At 34.7% G+C, this 23,572-nt stretch carries 20 protein-coding genes and 1 tRNA gene; 14 read left to right on the top strand and 7 right to left on the bottom strand.

From position 1 onward, the window contains the following. The 8 genes from ACECE_RS0215840 to ACECE_RS0215800 all read left to right on the top strand — a co-directional run. Nucleotides 1–123 (top strand): ferritin family protein (locus ACECE_RS0215840; RefSeq protein WP_010248998.1); only part of this gene is annotated, 123 nt, incomplete at its 5' end. Between the two features lie 301 nt (nucleotides 124–424). Beyond that, nucleotides 425–500, top strand: a tRNA-Asn gene (locus tag ACECE_RS0215835). Between the two features lie 472 nt (nucleotides 501–972). Beyond that, nucleotides 973–2,229, top strand: a complete 1,257-nt coding sequence (locus ACECE_RS0215830) for a putative glycoside hydrolase (RefSeq protein ID WP_010248995.1) — start codon at nucleotides 973–975, stop codon at nucleotides 2,227–2,229. 231 nt (nucleotides 2,230–2,460) lie between these two features. Continuing rightward, the gene (locus ACECE_RS0215825) at nucleotides 2,461–3,753 is read left to right on the top strand and encodes a putative glycoside hydrolase (protein ID WP_010248993.1); all 1,293 of its coding nucleotides are present in this window, start codon (nucleotides 2,461–2,463) and stop codon (nucleotides 3,751–3,753) included. A 283-nt stretch (nucleotides 3,754–4,036) separates the two neighbouring features. Continuing rightward, nucleotides 4,037–6,373 carry a vitamin B12-dependent ribonucleotide reductase gene (locus tag ACECE_RS0215820; RefSeq protein WP_010248991.1) on the top strand — a complete coding sequence of 779 codons (2,337 nt, stop codon included), beginning with the start codon at nucleotides 4,037–4,039 and terminating at the stop codon, nucleotides 6,371–6,373. Between the two features lie 355 nt (nucleotides 6,374–6,728). Then, nucleotides 6,729–7,958: a WD40 repeat domain-containing protein gene (locus tag ACECE_RS0215815; RefSeq protein ID WP_010248989.1), complete on the top strand. Its 1,230-nt coding sequence runs from the start codon at nucleotides 6,729–6,731 to the stop codon at nucleotides 7,956–7,958. A 450-nt stretch (nucleotides 7,959–8,408) separates the two neighbouring features. Next, nucleotides 8,409–8,705, top strand: coding sequence for an LSm family protein (locus tag ACECE_RS0215810; RefSeq protein WP_010248987.1), 297 nt, complete (start codon nucleotides 8,409–8,411; stop codon nucleotides 8,703–8,705). A 582-nt stretch (nucleotides 8,706–9,287) separates the two neighbouring features. Then, on the top strand, nucleotides 9,288–9,755 hold the full coding sequence (locus tag ACECE_RS0215800) for a hypothetical protein (RefSeq protein WP_010248985.1): 468 nt from the start codon (nucleotides 9,288–9,290) through the stop codon (nucleotides 9,753–9,755). A gap of 333 nt (nucleotides 9,756–10,088) precedes the next feature. On the opposite strand, the gene ACECE_RS0215795 is transcribed toward ACECE_RS0215800, so the two are convergent. The 5 genes from ACECE_RS0215795 to ACECE_RS27785 form a co-directional block, all read right to left on the bottom strand. After that, nucleotides 10,089–10,628: a hypothetical protein gene (locus tag ACECE_RS0215795; RefSeq protein WP_010248981.1), complete on the bottom strand. Its 540-nt coding sequence runs from the start codon at nucleotides 10,626–10,628 to the stop codon at nucleotides 10,089–10,091. A gap of 358 nt (nucleotides 10,629–10,986) precedes the next feature. Beyond that, on the bottom strand, nucleotides 10,987–11,247 hold the full coding sequence (locus ACECE_RS27790; RefSeq protein ID WP_010248979.1) for an LbetaH domain-containing protein: 261 nt from the start codon (nucleotides 11,245–11,247) through the stop codon (nucleotides 10,987–10,989). Nucleotides 11,248–11,287: 40 nt separating this feature from the next. Beyond that, nucleotides 11,288–12,274, bottom strand: coding sequence for a radical SAM protein (locus ACECE_RS0215785; RefSeq protein WP_010248977.1), 987 nt, complete (start codon nucleotides 12,272–12,274; stop codon nucleotides 11,288–11,290). Continuing rightward, nucleotides 12,271–13,980: a radical SAM protein gene (locus ACECE_RS0215780; RefSeq protein ID WP_010248975.1), complete on the bottom strand. Its 1,710-nt coding sequence runs from the start codon at nucleotides 13,978–13,980 to the stop codon at nucleotides 12,271–12,273. Before ACECE_RS0215780 ends, ACECE_RS0215785 begins: the two co-directional genes overlap by 4 nt. 405 nt (nucleotides 13,981–14,385) lie before the next feature. Further along, nucleotides 14,386–15,306, bottom strand: a complete 921-nt coding sequence (locus tag ACECE_RS27785; protein WP_051033564.1) for a sporulation peptidase YabG — start codon at nucleotides 15,304–15,306, stop codon at nucleotides 14,386–14,388. A gap of 313 nt (nucleotides 15,307–15,619) precedes the next feature. Between ACECE_RS27785 and ACECE_RS0215770 the strand changes: the two genes are divergently transcribed. After that, nucleotides 15,620–15,823, top strand: a complete 204-nt coding sequence (locus ACECE_RS0215770; protein ID WP_010248972.1) for a DUF1496 domain-containing protein — start codon at nucleotides 15,620–15,622, stop codon at nucleotides 15,821–15,823. A gap of 134 nt (nucleotides 15,824–15,957) precedes the next feature. Here ACECE_RS0215770 and ACECE_RS0215765 read toward each other — a convergent pair whose 3' ends face one another. After that, complete coding sequence (locus ACECE_RS0215765; RefSeq protein WP_010248971.1) at nucleotides 15,958–16,635, bottom strand: DUF2461 domain-containing protein; 678 nt, start codon at nucleotides 16,633–16,635, stop codon at nucleotides 15,958–15,960. Between the two features lie 298 nt (nucleotides 16,636–16,933). Between ACECE_RS0215765 and ACECE_RS0215760 the strand changes: the two genes are divergently transcribed. Both ACECE_RS0215760 and ACECE_RS0215755 read left to right on the top strand, forming a co-directional pair. Continuing rightward, nucleotides 16,934–17,188: a Nif11-like leader peptide family natural product precursor gene (locus ACECE_RS0215760; RefSeq protein WP_010248970.1), complete on the top strand. Its 255-nt coding sequence runs from the start codon at nucleotides 16,934–16,936 to the stop codon at nucleotides 17,186–17,188. A 146-nt stretch (nucleotides 17,189–17,334) separates the two neighbouring features. Next, nucleotides 17,335–18,693: a radical SAM/SPASM domain-containing protein gene (locus ACECE_RS0215755; protein WP_010248969.1), complete on the top strand. Its 1,359-nt coding sequence runs from the start codon at nucleotides 17,335–17,337 to the stop codon at nucleotides 18,691–18,693. A gap of 133 nt (nucleotides 18,694–18,826) precedes the next feature. Here ACECE_RS0215755 and ACECE_RS0215750 read toward each other — a convergent pair whose 3' ends face one another. Continuing rightward, nucleotides 18,827–19,138, bottom strand: a complete 312-nt coding sequence (locus ACECE_RS0215750; protein WP_010248968.1) for a late competence development ComFB family protein — start codon at nucleotides 19,136–19,138, stop codon at nucleotides 18,827–18,829. Between the two features lie 403 nt (nucleotides 19,139–19,541). On the opposite strand from ACECE_RS0215750, the gene ACECE_RS0215745 reads away from it, so the two are divergent. The 3 genes from ACECE_RS0215745 to ACECE_RS0215730 all read left to right on the top strand — a co-directional run bounded on the left by ACECE_RS0215745 (nucleotide 19,542) and on the right by ACECE_RS0215730 (nucleotide 23,526). After that, a complete protein-coding gene (locus tag ACECE_RS0215745) occupies nucleotides 19,542–21,773 on the top strand; it encodes a glycoside hydrolase family 9 protein (protein ID WP_010248966.1) in 2,232 nt (743 codons plus the stop codon). A 154-nt stretch (nucleotides 21,774–21,927) separates the two neighbouring features. After that, nucleotides 21,928–22,344, top strand: a complete 417-nt coding sequence (locus ACECE_RS0215740) for a secondary thiamine-phosphate synthase enzyme YjbQ (protein ID WP_010248965.1) — start codon at nucleotides 21,928–21,930, stop codon at nucleotides 22,342–22,344. Nucleotides 22,345–22,626: 282 nt separating this feature from the next. Beyond that, nucleotides 22,627–23,526: a cellulose binding domain-containing protein gene (locus ACECE_RS0215730; protein WP_010248964.1), complete on the top strand. Its 900-nt coding sequence runs from the start codon at nucleotides 22,627–22,629 to the stop codon at nucleotides 23,524–23,526. Nucleotides 23,527–23,572 lie beyond the last annotated feature (46 nt).

The following is a 23,572-nucleotide window of genomic DNA, read 5'->3' as shown; positions in this document are numbered from 1 at the left end:
TATTCAAAAAGAATTGAAGATCAGAAGGTAAAAGAAGTTTTTAAACAGTTTGCAGAAGATGAAGGGATGCATGCAAGTAGGTTGAGGGAATTGTTATTGGACTATAGGGACCAAAAACACTAGAGAAGAGCGTTTCAAAAAACTAATTATAAGTTTTTTGAAGCGCTGGTTAAGGCGTTTGGAAAGAAAATGTCCTGAAATCGGGGAGTATTAAAGGTTTTCAAGACTTTATCTGGTTTATGTAATCTAAAAAAGTTAAATAAAAAAGTAGCATAATAGTGAATTGGCTAGATATACGGTGAATTTGAGAGAAAAGTGATAAAAAATTTATAAAAAGGAGAAAATTCTTCTTGACCTGATGGTAAAGCATCAGTATAATATTATTTGTGCTTGGTGATCAGTAATTGCAAGGCACAATAAACATTCCTCAATAGCTCAGTCGGTAGAGCATGCGGCTGTTAACCGCAGGGTCGTAGGTTCGAGTCCTACTTGAGGAGCCATAAAACCCCGTAAATGATTTGTTTACGGGGTTTTATTATGTATTTTTTTAATTCAAAATTAGAATACATTCTTTCCTTTCAACAATATTATAGTTTTTATTTTCATTTCATACGAATTCAATTATTTTCTTATATGCTAATTAATGAACTAAAAAGTTAAATACACCAAATTAGTAATGAGTTTATCTTGCAGCCAAATTTATTTGCGTTTTAGAAGAGAAAAAAATGTGCATAATATTTGTTGCAAGATTATAAATTTAAGTGAAATTTATGTTGCCATATTGAGTAAATTTTGATAAATTGTTTAAGGGTATTTTATATCCTTTCCTTCAAAGAATATATTCTAATATAGTGCAATATAAATCAAAGTAAATATGCAAAAGGTATTTTAAGAATGATGGTAGTGTATAAGATTACTTCAAGGCATATTATAGAAATTGATTAAAAAACTATAATTAGAATGGGGAAGATAATGAAAAGAAATAGGAAATTATTGATAACATCTGTATTATTGACGATTACTGCGATTGTTTTATCGATGTATATTTTTAATAAAACAATTAATATAGGGAATAGGGGCAATTCTAAAAAACCTGATAATACCCTAATAGGTACTTCTCCAACTAACGATGGAAAGAATATTGGGTTTATACCAGAAGCACTGCCTGGCAATCCAATTGAAATTCAAGCAGCTGAGGGTAAAGATATAAAAGTGAAAGCGATATATCTTACTGGAACATCGGCAGGTAATAAAGCCTACTTAGATAAAATGATCAGCATTATAAATACTACGGAATTGAATGCGGTCGTTATAGATGTTAAAGAAGACGGCAAAGTAAATTATGAATCAAATGTAGCCCAAGTGAAAGAAACAGGTGCATATCAGGAACTTTATGATCCTGATTATGTTATAAAGACTTTGCATGATAATGGAGTATACGTAATTGGTAGAGTAGTTTGTTTTAGAGACAACTATATGGCTAGTAAAAGGCCTGATCTAGCTATAAAAAAGGCTGATGGTTCATTATGGAAGGAAAACGGTAAAATAGCATGGACAAATCCATATCTTAAAGAAGTATGGAATTATAATATAGAGATCGGAAAAGAGGCAATAGATAAGGGGTTTGATGAAATCCAGTTTGACTATGTCAGGTTTCCAACAGCTAGTGCGTCTAGTGTAAGTTATGGACAGGGAGTTCCTGAAAAGGCGGAGGCAATTTCAGGATTTTTAAAAGCTGCTTCCGATGAATTCAATAAGAAAAATGTACCTGTTTCAGCAGATGTATTCGCGATAATATGCGAAAGTGCCGGTGACAGGGAAGGAATAGGCCAGGTCTTAGAGAAAGTAGGAATAGAAGTAGATTATATATCTCCGATGATATATCCGTCTCATTATGCAAATAATTCAAAAGGAATGATGGGTAATGGAGTTGGTCAGAGCATCAATAATGTACTATTTACAGCACCGGATCTAAAGCCGTATGATGTAGTATATAATGCTCTTTTAAAGACTAAGGACAGAATATCAAAGGTAGGTGGGTATAAAGCAAAAGTAAGACCATATTTGCAGTATTTTACTGCGACATACCTGCCAAAAGGGTATTACCAAAACTATGGACCTGAGCAAATCAGGCAGCAAATCAAAGCTGTTTACGATGCTGGGTACGAAGAATGGATTTTTTGGGACTCAGGAAATAGGTATAAGGATAGTTCATTTCAAAAGGAGTAAAAATTAGTTTAATTTGTATAAACTTTTTGCAAGGAAATTGCGTCTAAATAGAGATTGAATTTGAAATGTTTTTTAAGATTGAATTGTAAGTGTAATAGCAACTAATTTCCTATTACACTCAATGTGATAATACTTAATTTTAGTAAAGTATTTTATTGTGTCTATAGTTAGGTCAATAGTTAGCTTGTTACTAAAAATAAATTAAAATAAACAACGTTGTGGGAGGTCAATATGTTAAAAAATTGGGCAACAAATGTAATTTGTATGAGAAACAAAATGGTATTACTTTTACTTGTGGGTGCAATGGTATTTTCTATGACTTCATGTACGAACAAAAAAACAAAAACTGAAAATAGCCCTATACCTACGGTCACTTCTGGCAATAAAACCCCAAATAGTACTGGAAATACGGGAAATGGTGAAGCTACTTCAATGCCTAATGCCAGTGCAAGTCCTGCCGTGGGTTCACAAAGCAATGCTGACGGTATAAATTCGCCAAAAAAGGATATAAAGGTAAAAGCATTATACCTCACAGGTTGGACTGTAGGAAATCCTGCAAAAGTTCAACATTATATTGACCTTGCGAACAATACAGAGATAAATTCATATGTAGTTGATATAAAGGATGATGACGGATATGTAGGTTATGAGTCCAATGTACCTGCTGTAAAGGAAGCAGGCGCTTGGAAACCTAAATACAAGGTTGATGAAGTTTTAAAGGCATTTCATGATAAGGATGTTCATGTTATAGGTAGGCTTGTTTGTTTTAAAGATCCTGTTTACTCAGCTAAAAATCCCGACCTGGCTATTAAGAAAACTGACGGAACCATATGGAAAGAAAAACTTGGTAATGGAAAAACCGTTTCATGGCTAAACCCTTATAATAAGGAGTCATGGGAATACCTGGTTTCTATAGCCAAAGAAGCTGTAGAGAAGGGGTTTGATGAAATTCAGTTTGACTATGTAAGATTTCCAAACGGAATTAAAAAGGTAACGGATTTTAGCAGTTATAATAAACAAAAATATGAAGCAATTGATGAATTTTTGGCATATGCCAAGAAGGAATTGCCTGGAGTAGTTGTTTCGGCGGACGTATTTGCTATTATTTGTGAAAGTCCTGCAGATACCGAGGGAATTGGTCAATACCTTGAGATGGTAGGTAAGGACGTAGATTATTTGTCACCTATGGCTTATCCTTCACACTATGCTCCCGGTCAACAGGTAAATGGTGTTACTTTTGCGAAGCCGGATCTTGACCCTTATGGAGTAGTATATAACACTCTTGCAAAGGCAAAGAACAGAATTTCTAAAGTACAAGGTTATAACGCAAGTATTAGAGCTTATCTGCAGGATTTTACAGCTTCATGGCTTAAAAAAGGAAATTACAAGCAATATGGTCCTGATGAGGTTAAGCAGCAAATAAAAGCTGTTTATGATGCAGGGTATGAAGAGTGGATTTTATGGGATCCTGCTAATTCATATGACGAATCTGCTTTTCTAAAGGAAGATGCAAAGGCTCAATAAATATGAACTCTTTTATGAGAAAAAAGAGATTTAAACAAATTATATGATAAGCATTGTGCCTTGTAAAGTAATTAGCTGTTAAGCATACAAGGCACAATTTTTTTTAACAGTGGCATTAAAAATGGGACGAATTCATAAAATATAGAGGTTTTCAATAGTCCTTAATTACTAAAAAAAAAGCAATTTTTCTACTTGACTTAAGAAGGATAAATGATACAATATACTGTGTCGTATGAAAACGCACTATACAAAATATAGTAAAAAAGAGGGGGCTTATAAATATATGAATTTGACTGAAAACGCGGTTAAAGTCCTTGAAAAAAGGTACCTGTCCAAAGATGAAAACGGCTGTTTATTAGAAGATCCCAAAGGTATGTTTATGAGAGTTGCAAAAGCTGTAGCTCTTGCAGATAAAGATTTTGTATCAGCAAAAGAACTCAAGGCGATTGAGCAGGAGTTCTATGACATGATGCTTAATCTTGAGTTTTTGCCGAATTCTCCAACATTAATGAATGCTGGTAGACCTTTAGGACAGCTGAGTGCTTGCTTTGTTCTTCCAATAGAAGACACAATGGAAGGCATTTTCGAGACTATTAAAAACGCTGCATTAATACATAAAAGCGGTGGGGGGACAGGATTTAGTTTTTCAAGGTTACGTCAAAAAGGCGCGTCAGTAAATTCAACCGGTGGAGTTGCTAGTGGTCCGGTAAGTTTTATGAAGGTTTTTAACGCAGCAACAGAAGCAGTAAAACAAGGTGGTACTAGAAGAGGGGCTAATATGGGTATCCTCAGGGTAGACCATCCTGATATTCTTGAGTTTATATCATGTAAAAAGGACAATTCGGACATTACGAACTTTAATATTAGTGTTGGTATTACTGAAAAGTTTATGAGTGCTGTAGAAGCTGCAGGGGATTATGATTTAATTGATCCTCACTCAGGCAAAACAGTAGGTAAACTTAATGCAAGATATGTATTTGACATAATTATTGATATGGCATGGAATAATGGTGAGCCGGGGATTATATTCCTGGATAGATTAAATAAGGATAATGTTACACCTGAGCTCGGTAATATAGAAAGTACCAATCCTTGCGGAGAGCAGCCTTTGCTTCCATATGAAGCATGCAATCTGGGCTCTATAAACTTGAGTCTGATGATTAAAAACACAGACGGAGTGCCTGAGGTGGACTACGATAAGTTGGGAAATACGGCAAGGAAAGCAGTTCATTTCCTTGATAATGTTATAGATGTTAATAAGTATCCTTTGCCTGAGATTGATGAAATGACAAGAGGCACAAGAAAGATAGGTCTTGGAGTTATGGGATGGGCAGACATGCTATGTAAGCTTAATATTGCTTATAACTCCCAGAAGGCTATAGCACTTGCTGAGAAAATAATGCATTTTATTCAGGAAGAATCGAGAAAAGCATCTATCGAACTTGCTGAGAAAAAAGGTGTGTTCCCACATTATGATAAGAGCATTTATAAAGATCTTGGTATCAAGATCCGCAATGCTACAACTACAACTATTGCGCCTACAGGTACATTGAGTATAATTGCTGGGGTATCAAGTGGAATAGAACCATTATTTGCAATATCATATATCAGAAATGTTATGGACAATGATGAACTTATAGAAGTAAACCCATTGTTCAAGCAAATTGCAGTAATTGATGGATTCTACTCTGATGAATTGATGAGGAGAATAGCAAACAAGGGAACAATACATGGATTCCCTGAGATACCAAAGTCAGTTCAAAGTGTGTTTGCTACTTCACATGATATTTCGCCGGAATGGCATGTAAAGATGCAGGCAGCATTCCAAAGGTATACGGACAACGCTGTATCTAAAACAGTTAATCTAAGGAATGAAGCGACTAAGGAGGATGTATCTGAAGTATTCTGGCATGCTTATAAGACATACTGCAAAGGTGTTACTATTTACAGGGATGGCAGTAGGGATTTACAGGTACTTAACATTGGAAAGGTTAAAGGCAAGGAGCAGGAAGCAACTGTCGAGGAGTCGGTTGAAATTCCGACAAAGTGTATAATTCCAAGGCAGAGACCGGATATAGCTACAGGATTTACTGAGAAGGTAAAGATCGGGTGCGGAAATTTATATGTTACAGTAAACTATGATGAAAACGGTATATGCGAAGTGTTTACCAATACCGGACGTGCAGGGGGCTGTCCTTCACAGTCTGAAGCTACGGCAAGACTTGTATCTATTGCACTCAGATCAGGTGTGGACCATAAATATATAGTTGAACAGCTAAAAGGTATCAGATGCCCTTCGACTATCAGGCAGAAAGGACTTAAAGTGATGTCTTGTCCTGATGCAATAGGAAGGCTTATAGAGAAGGTTGCAAAAATGCAAAAGGGTAGTGATGGCCTAGCTGCGGAATTAAGTATTTCTGATGATCAGAAATTCCATGGTCCTACAGCTAAAATGTACTACGAGGAAGAATGCAGCGCATGTGAAGGATCTGTCATTTGTGAGGAAGAGGAAGTTGTGAATCTAGAATCGAAAGCAACTTGTCCGGAGTGCGGTAAAGCTGTTGAACATGAAGGCGGTTGTGTAGTTTGCAGGAATTGTGGTTATTCCAAGTGTGGTTAGGACCCTTCAGATATTGCAATGAATAGTCAATGACTGGCGGGTTGTGGCGTGTTAGTTATGTAACGTTGGTATATACATTTGAGAAATTAAATCTAATTTGATTTAATTCAAATATAATATGAAAGAAAAATATAGCCTTAAATTTTTGGAAAGCTGCTGTGAAGTGTCATAGCAGCTTTTTAAATATAAGTCTTTATCAATACTATGTTGATTTACAGAGTTTCTGTTTGCTATAGTATAATGTGGTTAGTAGGAATGGTTATATAAAAGTTTGGGCAGTAGAGTTAGAATAAGCTAGGTATTCCGATTTAAATATAAAGTAATAAATTAATATTAATTGGGGAGAAAAGAAGTTATGGAATATGAAAAAGAAGTCATCGACTTTATTATAGATTATCCAAAGCCGGTACACTTACTTAAGATGAGTGGAGATGGACGTTTTATTGCAACAATTCATGAAGGTGATAATTGGATTAATATTTGGGATGTTCAAGAGCGGATTCTGTTTTCTCAATTCAAAAATGAGACTTTTGCTTTTGAAGACATTTATTATAGGGAATGGGAGAATATTTATGATGATTCAATGATTTTTAGCAGGGACTCAAAATATTTAATTATTGGTATAGATATTGGTCTGGTTAAGGTTTACAATATTGAACAGAAAGTACAACAATATAGTTATGATTTTTTTAAATTAGAAGGAAAAAATATAAACAGGTGCTTTGATTGGGGCGTTTATGATGCACCACATACATATCTTGAGATTAGTGAAGATGGCAATTACCTTGCTATATCATGTTCTTGTGCAATTGATCCCCAAAGTGGAGATGGAGACATAGGAACATGGGACATATACCCTGAACCTATAAGAACAGTATTTGTCATTGATTTAAGAACTGGTGATATAAGATTTAAACATACTTTTCCAGAAGGTCGAATTGCTTCTATTGCATTTAGCTCAGATGAACAGTATTTTGCAGCGGCAATATCTAGCGGGGAACTTATTCTTTGGGATCTATACAATAAAAAGATAATTTACAGAGACGAAAAATTTTCTTGGTGTAACTTTACAGATACGATAATCAGAAAACGAATTGCATTTGACACTTCAGGTAGAAAGATGTTTTATTCAGCATTTAAGTCTATTAAGGTTTTGGATATATTAACACTTGAAAGCAGTGAATTTGGATTAAAAGAAGATCCTCTTCCTGATGCCCTGTTATCTGTTAACACGGATTTTGGATATGTTTTAGGAGTAAGTCAGTTCTATAAAAATTTATTTATATGGGATATAAGTAGTGAAGAAATGGTGTGTGTCGGACCTCATTTACAGTATGAGCCAAGAAAAATACAAATTAGTGAAGAGATAGTCGTTGTTATATACGCATCCTCAATAGAAATCTATGATTCAAGCTCATTAGAACTGGTAAGTATAATTGAAGGTAAAAAAACAGAAAACTATTTTGGGTATTCACCCAAAGATATAAGTAGAGACTGTTCTGTGTTAGCTGTTCTTTCGAAGGATGATCGAGAGAATACAGAAAGCGTAATTAAAATCAGCATCCATAAGATTAAGCAAATTTGATTTATTAACTAAGTTGACAGTTATTGTTGCATGTTTAACTGAGTATAAGCAACAATACATAACAACTTGCATATTATAATATGCAAGTTGTTATGTTAAACATGCAAGCATCCCAGTATCCCTTCAGATATTAGAAGTCTCGAAAAGCTTACTGTAAATATATTGTACAAAAATATGCATAAATAATCAAATTAGATTTGAGAAAATTGAATTTTACTTGAATTATTTATAAGTAAAAACTTTATAAGGCTTGATTTAAAGGGATTTTATTTGCTTCAAAAAGTAGGGTGATTATTTATTCGCCCTGCTTTTTTTGAAGTAGTTCTTCTTTTTCGAATTGGCGCATTAATATAGTACTTTTTCAGTATGTTAATATTCGTTAACATAATCTATAGTTTTTCATATTATATATTATAAAATAAATCAAGAATTTAAAAGGAGTGGACTTTGATGTTATACCCATCATATGAAATCCAGAAAATAATAAGAAATAATGCCAGATATTTTAGACCTGTTTTCAGCCAATCTTTTATGTCATTTTTCCGTATTGACTGGAACCCGTATATTGGCCAAATCCTGATAATTTTTACTGCTGATGGCAATGTGTATGAGGGACAACTAGCTTCTGTTAATACGGTAGAAAATACTCTGGTTTTATCAGAAATTGAAAATGGTGGTCAGATTACAATAAAAATATCTGACATAACAGAATGTTATCTTGTAATCTTCAAACAGCTGGTACCCTAGCGTTCCGTCCAACGGTTCACTCAATGCATTCATTAAGAGCAGGGATAAACGGAACTTAAGTTAAAAAATTAAAAAGAAAAAAAGCTCAATAGAGCATCAAAAGTTAGGCCCTATATAGATTCTTACGAAATCATTGTTTCACTTAATTGACACATATGGGGCATAACTTCATTTATTAGGTGAATAGATTTATACCAGCAGACTTTGAAAACGAGATATTATTAGCAAAAGATAATTCCTAAAATATTACTCAAATAAACCCAAAATAAACCCTTCAATAGTTGTAATGCTACATGTTATTCCGCCCCAAGGTTTAGCATTAACCTCCGTTATCTGCTACCAAACTTTTGATTTGACACAATTATATAAGTTCTCAATTGACATGTTTTCAAATTATGAACTTGGTCAAAAGGTATGAATAATATCGTAGTCAAAAGGAGTTGAATATTATTATAATGCGCCAAATAATTATATGATTAAGCCATTCCGGCAAGCTGACGTTATACCGGAATGGGTATATACAAATTTAAAATCTAGATTCCCTGAATACTCCGAAGCAATAACAAGTGAAAACACAGCATTTTGAAAGTAAATTTAAAACGTTCAAAAGATACTCAGTTAGCTGTAATTTTAGATGTGCAGGGACAGGATGGGATTTTTATTCTTTATGACAACGTTAATGGTACCTATAAGCAGGTATATGAAAAAAGAGGGCCTGTATCAGAGGTCAAGGTGAGTGGTAATACACACCTGGTAATTACAGTCAGACTTGGACATGGAACAGGATATATCATTGAACAGTATTATGTAATCAGGTTTACTTCTAAAGGATGGAAGGAAGTATGGAGTAATTATGCCTGGTACATGAAGGTACTTCCAGAAATCGAGCCAGGTACGGAAATTATCGGAACTATTTGCCTTGGATTAGATCAATTGATATACATTACTTTTACACAGTCAAATATTACTGATGTTTGTTTTCAACCTATTGACACAAATTACTCGGTTAAGTATTTTAAATATGATTATACTTCAGAAAGTTTTATTTAAGGTTCACTGCCATGTTTGCTCCTAGTAGTACATTCTCAAATTTCCTCATCAAATGGAAAATCCAAGAATCTCGGCGCTTCAACAACTTCGCAAGGATTTTCATTGAATAGGTATTTTCCCATTCATTCTTCTGGTGCAGCACTATAAATGGGTAATGATACCCAATATTATTGAAAAGATGGAAAATGGCATTAAATTAGATTATTAAGGGTGATTTCAAAATTTATAGATATCACCATTTTTTATATTTATCTTAGATTAAATTATACATTTTGAATAGAATTGTGGAGAATGAAAACGATTTTACAGTTAATAAAATATCAACAAGTAGTATTATATTGGAAATTTATCAACTAACCATGTTCTTTCATCAACTTTAACCAATTCAATGTAAACATCATTATCTGGCCGCTTATACGGTAGTATGGATTGTCCGGTAACATGATAGTACAACCAAACCTTAAATCGAATCCTCTCCTTTGAAATTCGCTTGTCCCCAGCTATTTCAAATGCTTCGTTATGAGGATTTGATACACCAGCAAATTGTATAATAAAATCTTCAGGGTCTTTATACTCCATTTTTTTATTGTCTGAGAGCAGGTCGTATGCCATTGAACCATTTCTGGCTATCCAGGCACATAAGAATTTATCTGCTGTCTTTAAAGCAAACATATAATCACTGTCTATATAAACTTGCCCTCCATCAGGTTCACCTTTAGAGTTATTACTGTTTTCATCATAATATGGTATTTGTATTCCTGATTGGAAGCTATAGGATGGACTAAAGTCTGTTCGACCTGAATATGGATTTAAGGCTGAATTTTGATGTTTGTAATAATATGAAAGTAAATATGGACAATAATAGCAGTGCATAAAATTTCTCCTTTCGCATAATATCAATATGATGCATTTTATGCCAACACGAAAATAATCGCTACAATTATTAAAATTATCATATTAAACTAAAACTTAAAAGCATTGATATAAGCAGCGTTCAGTATTATTTTTGTAGATAACAAAGATGATCCCATTGGGCCTAGTAGTGCTTATATCATCTACAGCTACATATATATAATCGTTGTAGTATTTTTAAGCTTTAACGATTTTTTATATTGTGCCATTTTTCAAAGAAAAATCATAAAAAAAGCAGGGATGCCTCGATGACCTAAAGATTTTTAATAGCACAAATCCATATTTCTAATGTTTTATTGCATTATTGCTTAATATATCGTTAATCCTTCACATAGCACGGGTTTTCTACATAGCATGGATTTTCAACGTAACACGTATTCTCCACGTAACATGGATTTTCAACGTAACATGTATTTTCCACATAACATGGGTTTTCCACATAGCATGGGTTTTCTACATAGCATGAGTATTCCACATAGCATGGATTTTCAACGTAACATGGGTTTTCAACATAGCAAGGTCCGATGTTATTTTCATTCCTTTGCGAGTCTTTTCCAAAAAAAGTGGCTACTTCAATCATTATTTAACCTCCTTCCTGGTTTTAATTGCGTAATTAAAAACTATTCCTTCATCTCCTTTAATGCCAGACATCCCCCTTGACAAATCTTAAGAGACCTCCACTTACACAGTTCGCAGCTGTCCAGCGACTTGGTCATCCATTTTAAAGTATATGTACTGTTATCAAGAGCCTTCACCAATTCGCGTGCGTTTTTGTAATCCGTAAGTTTGCCAAGCTTCAACGCCTTCATAGGAATACAGTACCATACCTCAAGGTCGGTATTTACATCTATTGCACCTCGACAGCTGAAACTTGGTGTTATTCCTTTGTCTGTAAGCATTTTTAGGTCTTCATCCTTAAAAGAGCATACAGGCAGGCAACAATCGGTTACCAGAGAAATGCCGCTTTTTATGCAGTGGTCAGCTAAAGCGAGAAGAGACGGAATCATTTGGGATATTCGGTCCAGAGCAACATGGCTATTGCTTTTTTGTATGTTTGGACGCGCAATATCAGCTCTTATATGTTTTATTTTGCTTTTTTGTGCCAATGAGATAATATATGAAAAATCCTGTTCAGGCTTATACAGATTTATGCTGAGACAAACAAGATTTCTATTGTTTCGTGAAGTACCTATTTCAACAATGTTTTTTTCAAGTTTATCCCACAAGGCAGAAGGATAGAATGCCGGCTCGTTGACATTTAAGAGCAGTCCGCAGGGTTCTTTTGCCAGAAATCTGGCAAGATCAATATCAAAAAGACCGTTTGAAAATACATGTACAGGAAAAATTACATCAGCATTATCTTTTGTTTTTTGATAAATGGCTTTTCTAAGAAGCTCTTCAAATCTTGAATGCAAGGTAGGTTCTCCGCCCAAAAGATTTATCCGCTTCTTTAATCCAAAGTCTAAGAATTCCCTGGCATATTTTAATGCTATTTCAAAATTATCAATGCTTATTTCTTCCATGGCTTTATCCACATGGTCAAGGGTGCCGGCAAGAAAGCAGTAAGGGCATCTTTGGTTGCATTTGTTAGTCAGCAGCAAGTTCATTTTACTTTCCCCCCAAGCAAATCAACAGTATACCTGTAAAACATTGAATCTTCCTTTGAATTGATATATTTCCAGAAGAAGTATTTTATAAGTTCCTTGCTCCACTTGCATTTATTTTCAGCGTTACATGGATCGGAATCCAATAGCTCTGACGCCCCATGGTTCAGGCATCCGTAGTGGGCAAAGCTTGCACCGGGACAAAGCCCTCCGCAAAAAGCCAAAACATCACAATTACTACAGTTTTGAGGAAGATCCTTTTTACAGGAACAGTCCATGGAAGAACAATAAATCTCAGGATCAAAATAAGTATAGACTGTAGGGCAAGTTTGGTTAATAGGAATATTGAACATTTTATTTAAAAAATCATCTTCAGAAACATGGGCAACATAGAATTCACTTATCAAATCTCTATGGCATGTAAATACCTCTCCTGAGGTGTTTACAGCAAAATAAATATCACCCATTCCGCAGGACTGAATTCTTCCACCCTTAACTATTGAGCTTATAATTGAAGTAACAGGTCCAAGCTCAAAAATGATGCCATCTTTTTCATACAATTCCAATACATATTCAAAGGCTCTTTTATACTCTTCAAATAGAATGGATGGTTCAGGTGCAGAAACTTCGGTTACTTTTTTTCCATGTGTGACATCCTGCATTGGTATAAACGAAGCACATCGAAGCCCTAGCTTTGCATAATAGCTTATGGATTTGACAATATGCTGCTGGTTCAGGTTACTAACCGTTGCTCTCATACCTAAGTTTATACCATTTGCCAGCAGATATCGAATTCCTTCGTCAACAACCGTGCCGCTGTTCAGATGCGGATTTATAAATGAACGTTGTATGCTGTTTACATCCATTGGAGGATCAAACGAAATACTGACTCGAAAATTATATTTTTTGTAGAGTTCTATTATTTGATCATCTATTTGTGTACCGTTATCGTCAATTTTGAAAACTATATAAATTTTTTGTCTGGCTGCCTCCTTTGAGAGGTAATCGGCAGCTTTATGCAGCATATCTCTTACTTTGCCTTTCAGTGAGGGCTGGCCTCCAAAAAAAACAACAGTAAGTCGACCTGTACCATACCTGATCTTTATATAGTCAAAAAATACTTGTGCAAAATCATGCAGTGTTTTTTCATCCATTATTTTACCGACAGAATGTCCTGCTTTTGAATCGACATTGTCTAAAACATGGCAATAAGTGCATTTTAGGTTGCACATATCTGTTATTAAGAGAGAAACCTCAATATTTGGGGCTTTAGGATGAGGCCTGAAGCATGACCACGGTATATTGGGGTTTGCATTGTACTCTTCAAGCTTTTGCTCCAGATCACAGAGAATTTCGGGGCTAAGCTCAAAATAACGTTTATTATAAGTATTTCTAAATTCTTTAGTATACCCGAGCGGATCTTTTTCAGCCATGAAAAATCCTTTATCAATCAGGTATTCAATATTACTTTTAAGAGAATCTTGAGGCATCTTTTCTTTCAAGTCTTTATATGTGGTTCCCACGAACAAATCAAGGAGTGCTGTTTCATTTGAATTAAATACTGGATATTTTTTTAAGGGCACATTGTCAATATTATATAATGAAAATCTGCTCAACTCTTCATCCATAATACATTTTACTCTGCTGCCGAATTTTATTGGTTGGTTTTCATCGATTGTGCCGTCACTTTTTATAATTGAAAAATTCATAATTTAAGCATACCCCCAATTCCACTTTTTTAGATAGATCAAAAAAATTAGTATTTTAATTTCAGGTCATTTTTTCTATAAGGTTTTAAGTATGTATAAGTATAAAAAATTGCATATGCTTATTATATGTGGATTTATAAACAATGTTACATTTTTAATGCTTAATTAACACCAACTCCTGTTATGATTACTATTCTGTATTACACTCGAATTGTTAAAATTTAACATAGAAAAAAGCCTATTGTAACAAAAATCCCGTTTCCGGGATTTTTGTTATTTCGCCGCTTTCGAACGAAGTGAAAGAGGCAAAATCGAGTGGAGCTAAATGCCCCCGAGATTTTATTTTTAGATCCGTTTTAATTGTCTACTAGGACCAATTCATCATTTGGTGTCGCCATCAAGATATCAAGGATGTTGACTGTAAAACATGGGATGTGGATAATACTGTCTGTGAGTAGTTACATATTTGTTAGGAGCATTTATCCTGGGAACAGGAGCGTTTATACTGGGAATACTGTTTCTCATGCAACCCTCGGTATCAATTCCTCCGATACTGCCCATACCGTATTTTGTGCTAAATATAACCTCCATAAGGTCCGCTTTTTGAAGCAATGGGGTAAAAGCTACTCTGTCTGCGACAATAACCGGGTCATAAATATCGATTGATACTCTTGTAGGGGAACTTGCAAAGTTTGCACCGGCTGCCATTAAGGCTTCAAAATAGGAGTAACAAGCTCCAGCAAAAATAATCAAGTTATTTTTATTATAATATTTTCGAGCTTCTTTTACCGTTTCCACATAATCTTTAGAATTATAATAGGAATCAAGCGAATACATGTCTTTCGAAGAATCATATCCATCATGTCCGGTAATGATCAGAATATCAGGTTGGTGTTTTTCAAGCAATTCGGCAACTTTTTTAGACATTTCAGAAGAATTTATAAAGTAGCCATTTGCCGAAATTCCCAGTTCCTTATATTTTCCAATACAATCATTCACATATTCTTCAGCACCATCCAGATGCAGCACTTTGCCTGGATTTTTATAAAATATATTATTGCCAAATTCATTCATAGAAGACCTTTTTTTTTGCAAGAACTGTGCAAAAGCCCATTGGTCATTGAGCTGACGGTTATTCAATGTTTTCCTGATGTTTTGCTGGTTTACTCCAGTAAGAAGGTAAGTAGGGGTACGTATAATACTACGATTGGTCAATCCCTTTAATTTGGCAATTTCCACACCTTGTTGGCAAATATCTATAACACGCCACAAATCATCATTCCTGTAAGATTTGATTGTTACAATATCACCTATTTGTATCATCATTAATCTACTCCTTATTATGTTTAGAGTTATTTTACATAATGTAATACATAATATGAAATTTATAATAAGAAGTGACTACTCATTCTGATTATGCAATAGCCACTAGTTGGTTCGTAACCCTAACTAAACAAACTATTATACACTTATATATAGCATAAAGCAAAAATAAACCCTTTGGGCGTTATATTTTGAAAAACGCGGGTGTGCAGCATCTTTTCTCTTAAGCTAAAATTTCTTAGAATCGAAAAACCTGGAACTTATTTATTGATATTAACATAATATATGATATAAACAATTTAAGGAAGTGATTTACATGTGTAGTATATGTCCCTATGCCTATTACCAGTGTCCTTACTTATGCCGCATGTATACCCAGGCTATGGTCAGTGATGGAACTACTCAAGGTCCTATCAGGAAAAATTGTATGTATGAGAGTAAAGAATATTCCCCCGGTTCAACAGTAAATATGAACGGTAAGATAAAGGTTTGTAATGGTAGCGACGGAGAATGGTATTAAATTACGAAAGTTGATATTTGTCATAGTTCTTAATGGTAGGTAAATTGAACGGCTATAGTTGTAAATATCTACACGCTTATAGCCGTTTTCTGTTCTATTGCCCCATGTATGGGGAATGTGTTGTGATGTTGTATTTATTTGTTGTATAACTCAACCGCACACAGAAATTCATAAATAGGTTTTAGCCTTGTGAATCCATTTTTCAAAATATCAGGCAATTCCTTCGAGAATGCAAGACTAAAATCATTTTGTACGCATTCAAAGTAAATATTTTTTCTATCCAGCCAGGTTTTAAGGTTCTCCGGTTGGTCTGGAAATTTGCTTCTCTTATACATTTCGCCGCCGATAACAAATGTATTCTGGGATTCATAGCATTTCAAGGCACTTATAAATTTGGGATGACTATTGAGAATCATTTCACGCATATTGGCCATTGAAGATGCTTCTGCGCCATAATATCCTAAACCGTAGCTTGAACCGCTTTGGCCTATTTCAAACCAAAAGCATGGGGCTGAAGACATTTGAGATTTATCACGCAGGAATACAAGCCAGGCATTATCCCTATACAGTGACTTGTCCTTTGTAAAACGGGTATCTCTTCGTACTCTGGAAATTAGTTTTGAAGGAATGGTCAAAAGCTGGCTGTCTATTTCTGTCATTGTAGGCGCAAGTTCTGTTATAAGCCCAACAAATGGGTTATATACATATTGCTTATATATGTCTTTATGGCTATCATACCAATCCTTACTATTATTAAATCTATTTTCTAAAAGGAATTTCAGTGCTTCGCTTGTAAATCCGCCAAAACTCATTTTACACCTCCGAATATTATGTTTTCAAATATTAATTTTCATGTGCAACTTACTTTACCCCTACAAAATTTGATATGTGCTACAAATATTATATAACAAATGTAGTGGTTAAAAGCGAAAATAAATGCAGTAGCATATTATTATTTTGACAGAGTTTAAATGTTTTATCAAGCATCCTGCCTAATGTACTTAGGCAGGATGAAGAAATAACTTCAGCTATAATTTTGCTACATTTGTATTCAATTAATATTACCCAACATATAATTGTAATACAAATAATTATGGGGAGGAATATCTTATGGTTGAAAATGTGTTGGATTTTTACAGGAAAGCTCAGTCTGATGATGATCTTAAATGTGAACTTGAAAAAATTTCTGGAACAGACGATGTAGAAGCAATTATAAATCTTGCTTTGCAGCACGGGTTCGATTTATGCGAGGATGACCTGTTTGAGGCAAAAAATATTAGTATTACAGTTGGTGATGGAGAGTGTGATGCTGTGAAGTTAGAAATTAAAACATCATGTATAATTCAGTGTGCAGGGGTAATGTAGTTTAGTTCTGTTATCAGAAATGCCGCCATTATATATAAGTTAATGGCGGCAGCTAATATTTTAAGGATATATTCAGTCTAGAAACATAAAATGCAGGTTAACCTCATTTTAGCACATTTGATAAAGAGAAAGGAAATGATGCATTTATGGATAAGATATATGCTAAAATAACCAATGATTGGGTCTTACGCGGTTGGAAAGATATAAAGCTTGGACTGTTTAATACAAAGAATGGCGACTTCCTTTTACCTGATGATATTGATACATATGTGCTTCTCTCGTGTGATGGTCTTACTAATTTTAATTCAGCAGCGTTTCTACCGTTTCATATCAAAAGGTTGGAAAAATTCATAGATAAGGGTATTGTTATTAAGTGTACATATAATGATAGATTATCTTCTGCTCAACAATATAAAAGGGCGGAAAATAAGATACTTAAAAAAATTCATTGGGCTGTTACCGGCAGGTGTAATTTAAAATGCCGACATTGCTATATGGAATCACCTTCAAACAAATTTGGTGAACTGCCATTTGATCAAGTAGTAGATATTATTAAGCAAATAGAAAAAGCTAATGTTCTCGAAGTTTCTCTCACAGGAGGAGAGCCTTTTTTAAGGAAGGATATATTCGATATAATTGATAAGTTAACCCAATCGGGGATAAGAGTTCCTCAAATATGTACTAATGGTATACTGGTTAATGATGAAATTCTAAAAAAGCTTGAAAGCATTTTAGGAACAAAGCCGACTATACAAATAAGCTTTGATGGAATAGGCGCTCACGATTTAATGAGGGGAATAAATGGTGTCGAGTCTCTCACAATTGAAGCAATTAAAAGAGTAGTTGACGCAGGATTTCCGGTAGAAATATCAACTTGCATAGATAAACTTAACATATCCAGCTTAAAGGAAACCTACAAATATTTAAAAACAATGAATATTAGAAAATGGAAGGTAGCTTCCCCGGATAAAATTGGAGATTGGAAAAAGCAAAGTACAGAATTGTCGCCGGATGAAGTTGAAAAAAATATGAATGAAATACATGAGATATGGAAAAATGATGGGAAGCCTTTTTCTTTTAGCCTCAGTTATTTTTTCAATTATGATAGTAATCTTGAATCATCTGATGGCAAGGCACTAGAGTTAGCTGAAGATAGTTATGCGTGTGATGTTTGTAGAGAGATTTTATTTTTACTTCCTGATGGAGTATTGCTTCCATGCCCATGCTATACAGATACTAAAATTGTAAGCGGAATGCCTAATCTGACCCATGATAGTCTCTCAGAAGCTTGGGAAAGATCCTCGTTGCACAGCATTATAGACATAAAGAGGTATGAAATTAAAAGTAGAAATCAGGATTGTGCAGCTTGCGATGATTTTAAGTATTGTGGGGGAGGATGCAGGGCAATAGCTTTGCTTTTGACCGATAATATAATGAGTAAAAATCCGTTGGAATGTATGCTTTGGAAACATAAGTTGGTAAATAAATACAAGCTTGGCACATAAAAAGGATAGTTGATTAAAATGATATGCTCCATAGATAGCAACAAGCTGAAAAACAAAGCTTTTGCTATCTATGGAGCAATAACTTTTTTAAGCACGTAAAACTCAAGATGGTTTACTTATTGTCAATTTCAAACTATTTTTCATGGTGAGGATTCTTTTTAACCATTTCAAAGGCTTTGAGTATTTTTTGTTGAACTTCTGATTTGTACTTTGAGAAATAATCGGAATTTTTATCTTTGTCTATAAAGTTTGAACAATAGTATGGTTTTAGATCGTTAAGAACAATAGCAGCTACGTCAGCCAGACAAATACTACAAACACAAAATTCAGAATTTTGTGTTTGCTCAATTTTTTTAGAAAAATCATATAGCTCTTGAAGTACCAAATTTTCTGCAAGGTTTTCGAGCCCGGCTTTTGTATAAAGGTTGTCTCTAAATTCTCTCATAATAATTATCTCCTATAAATATATTATTTAAATAATGTAGCGGCAAAAGAATGAAGATTTTTGTAAAACTGTAGTTATCAATTTAAATAGCATCTTTGTCTAAATTGGTATTTATAACCAAACTAAAAATGGCTGTTATATTTAATATCGGATTATCTTTTAAAATTATGATATCAAGTTTTATAAGGATTTTGCTAAAAATCCAATTAATGCTTTTGGATACTCTAATATGCCGATCATCATTACATTTTTAGATATCTTATATATTTCTTTTTATTGTCTGTACAGATTTAGGGGGGGCATTATATAATTTAAACGAAGGCTGTTACTTTTTGTTTTTCTAATATCACAAAGGTTAGATATAAATAATTTTATATATAAAAAATTTAAGGGGAGAGTATATATGAAGAAAATAAGAGGAAAAGTGGCACTCAAAAAGTTTTCAAGGGCAATTACAGTAATGCTTGTGGCTTCTTTAATGTCATCTTTATTTGTCTCCGGGCAAAAGACGCAAGCCGCTGATTTACCACGGGCAGGAGAGGCATATTATAATTACGGTGAAGCTATGCAAAAAGCAATTCTTTTCTACAAAGCAAATCGTCTTGGCGACCTACCTGACGATTATATTTTACCTTATCGAAGCGATGCAGCTATGAATGATGGTAAGGATGTTGGACTTGATCTAACTGGAGGCTGGGCGGATGCAGGGGACGGAATCAAATTCACTCATCCAATGTCTTATGCAGCAGGTCAATTAGGTTGGGCTGTATATGAATATCGCGATGCATTTAAAAAGTCAGGTCAATTAGATGATATTCTGGATGAAATCAAATGGGCTACAGACTTTTTCATTAAAGCGCATCCAAGTCCTGATGTGTTATATTATATGTGTGGTTATAACGATTCTGACCATTCGGTTTGGGTTGCTCATGAGATGCTTGATTATATGACTGACAGGAAATCCTTTGTGCTTGATTCATCAACACCTGGATCTGATGTAGCAGGGCAAACTGCTGCTTGTTTAGCTATTGCATCACTTATATTTGAAGAAACTGATCCTGAATATGCCGCAACTTGTTTAAAACATGCCGAGGAAATTTTTGCGTTTGGTGATAAATATAGAGGTAAAAATCCTCTTAATGTTTTATATCCATCAGGTGGCTATATAGATGATCTTGCTTGGGGAGCTACCTGGCTATACATAAAAACCGGAGATTCCTCATACCTGGACAAAGCAAAGGAGATTCTTCCTGCAACCAAATTAGGAGGGGGGCATACACATTGTTGGGATGACGTTAGCTATGGGGCGGGAATTAAGATCGCTCAACTTACTCACGATGATGCATATGAAGCTATGGTTGAAAAGAATTTGGACTTTTGGCAGCCAAGTGGTGGTATTACATATACTCCAGGAGGTTTAGCTTGGCTTTCGCCATGGGGTTCTTTACGTTATGCATCTACAGCTGCTTTTTTAGCTTTTGTTTGGTCCGATGACGAAACTGTTGGAACGCCTTCTAAAAAAGCTGCATATCGTGCTTTTGCTGAAAGACAAATAAACTATGCGCTAGGAGATAATCCAAGGGGTGGAAGCTATGAGGTTGGATTTGGTGAAAATGCACCTGTACATCCTCATCACAGGACGGCCCATGGTTCCTGGACAAGTCAGCTTACCTCGCCAACCTTTCATCGTCACATCCTTTATGGTGCGTTAGTTGGAGGGCCTTCTTCTGATGACAGTTGGAAAGATGATATTAAAGATTATACTTTAAATGAAGTAGCTACCGACTACAATGCCGGTTTTGTAGGTTCTCTAGCCAAAATGTACGACATGTATGGTGGCGACCCACTTGAAAATTGGCCTCAACCTGAGGATTTTAGAGATCCACAAGATAATATAACTGAATACTTCTGTCGTGGATGGATAATTTATGAAGGCTATGGAAACTTGAGATTAATGTTTCAGCTCAATAATCGTTCATCATGGCCGCCAACGATGAAAGATAAACTATCCGTTCGTTACTACATGGACCTTTCAGAATTGTTTGAGGCAGGAAAAGGTTTGGATGATGTACAAATAACACTTGAAGAAAGCCAGGGAGCAAAACTTATTGGTTTGAAACAGTACAAGGACAACATATATTATTTTACTGTTGATTTCTCGGGAACACAGATAATGCCTGCTGAATGGGAAATGTGCGAAAAAGATGCAACTGTATCAATTAAGTATAAGGATAGCAATATTGGTTCAAGCAAAAATGACTGGTCTTACCAAACCTTAAGTGGTCCGCCGGATTATGATGCCCTATCCTTTAAAGGGCTGACTCCATACATACCTGTATATGATAATGGTGTACTTCTTTGGGGGGAAGAACCTTTAAGTGGTACAATAACTCCGACTCCCTCAGTTACACCTACACCTACGCCAACTAATTTGGGTATTACTTACGGTGATTTAAACGAAGATGGAAAAATAAACTCTATTGACTTTGCTTTGCTAAGATGCGAATTGTTGGGAATTGCACATGCGAAAATAAATTTATCTGCAGCTGATGTAAATGTTGATGGAAAGGTAAACTCCTTAGACTTCGCAGTTTTGAGAAAATATTTGCTTGGTATGGTTGCTTCGTTGCCATAAAAATGTAAAGTTCAAAAAGGGGTTCCTCACTTATATACTGTTAAGCGTGAAACTCATAATACCATCCTTTATAGTGAAGAATGCTGGAAAAGAGTAAAGCAGTTTTTGTATGATCTATCAAAGTAAAATATATTAGAACCGGAGGTAACTAGAGATGAAATCATACCGTAAAGAACTGAATTTTAACTTGCCTGCAAGAAGGGCGTATGTAAATATTACATCTCAAGTTCAAACTTGTATTGATGAAAGTGGTATAAAAGAGGTATTGGTATTAGTTAATGCTATGAATATTACAGCAAGTGTATTTGTAAATGATGACGAATCCGGGCTGCATCAGGATTTCGAAAAATGGCTGGAAAATTTGGCGCCCGAAAAGCCTTATAGTCAATACAAACACAATGGATATGAAGACAACGCTGATGCTCATTTGAAACGTCAGATTATGGGACGTGAGGTTGTAGCTGCTATTACAGATGGGAAATTGGACTTTGGAACCTGGGAACAGATATTCTATGGGGAATATGATGGTAAGCGTCAAAAGCGAGTACTTGTAAAGATAATAGGTGAATAGTTTTGAAGTGTATTGGTTGATAAGCGATAAAATGAAAAGATCTGTTCAGAGTGTGGGAACAGATCTTTTTGTTTCTGATAAAAATTTACAATTTATACAAAGGGAAGCTATTACAAAGTACCAAAATTTACATATACATATTAAAACAAAATTGGCAGAATTACTATATGCAATTTAATGGATTTTTAGTACCATAACAATGTGCACTTACCAAAAGTTTATTTTCATGGAAATATGAAACAAAGCAGTTGAAATTAAAAAATAAAAAATGGAGGGGACTTTATGAACAAATTAAGTACATTAAAACTTCTATTCGCTACAATTCTACTTGTTACAAATTTATTTAGCATGAACACTGTTTTATTTGCAGAACCTTCTCCTAGGGTTAATCTTGAAGTGTATACGTGGGATGAGGGTTATTTAGATGATAATATGGCAATAACCAGAATCTACATGAAAAACACTGGAACAGTTACACTCAATGACTTTACTCTATACTATTTTATAAATGCAGAGGATGGTAAAATTCCTGAACTGGAAAAGTATTATATTCCAGAGCCAAAACCGTTGATCAGCCTTGTGAGTAGTGGCGGTGGAGAATATGCGATAAGAATGGAATTTAAAGGGGTGCACTTAAAACCGGGAGAGATACTTCCAGATACGTGTGGATATACTTGGGGATATCACAATTCTGACTGGTCCCAATTAGATATGAGTAATGATTTTTCAAATACAGGTACAAATTCATATACCTTGAATGATAAAGTTTCTGTAGTTGGAATTGTACCTGAAATAACTGAGCATTCTCACTGCCATAGAAGAACTTTACATGATGACTCTGGGGAAAATGATTACGATGTACATTATGAAGTTAGAAATGATTGGGGAACAGGTGCAAAAATTAATGTGACTATAACTAACAACACTTCAGAGCCTATAGATGGATGGAATCTTGATTGGATGTTTACAGGCCCTCAGAAAATACATGGATTAAGACATGGGTTTTATAGACAAGATGGTAATAAGGTATCAGTAACAAACGAATCAGACAATTCAACAATACCTGCTAATGGGGGAAGTATAGAGTTTGAACTAAGTATAGATTACTGTTTTGCTAATGAAAAACCATTAGAGTTCATACTAAACGAGTCATCTACAGGAGACTTGGATCAGTTTGAATAAGGGTTGGAGCATTGATGTAAGCATAATCTTGAAGCGGTAAAGCCGA

It is taken from the genome of Acetivibrio cellulolyticus CD2 (genome assembly GCF_000179595.2).
Lineage (GTDB): Bacteria > Bacillota > Clostridia > Acetivibrionales > Acetivibrionaceae > Acetivibrio > Acetivibrio cellulolyticus.
The sequence above is the reverse complement of the archived record's forward strand: the minus strand, read 5'-3'. Positions and strand labels throughout refer to the sequence as shown.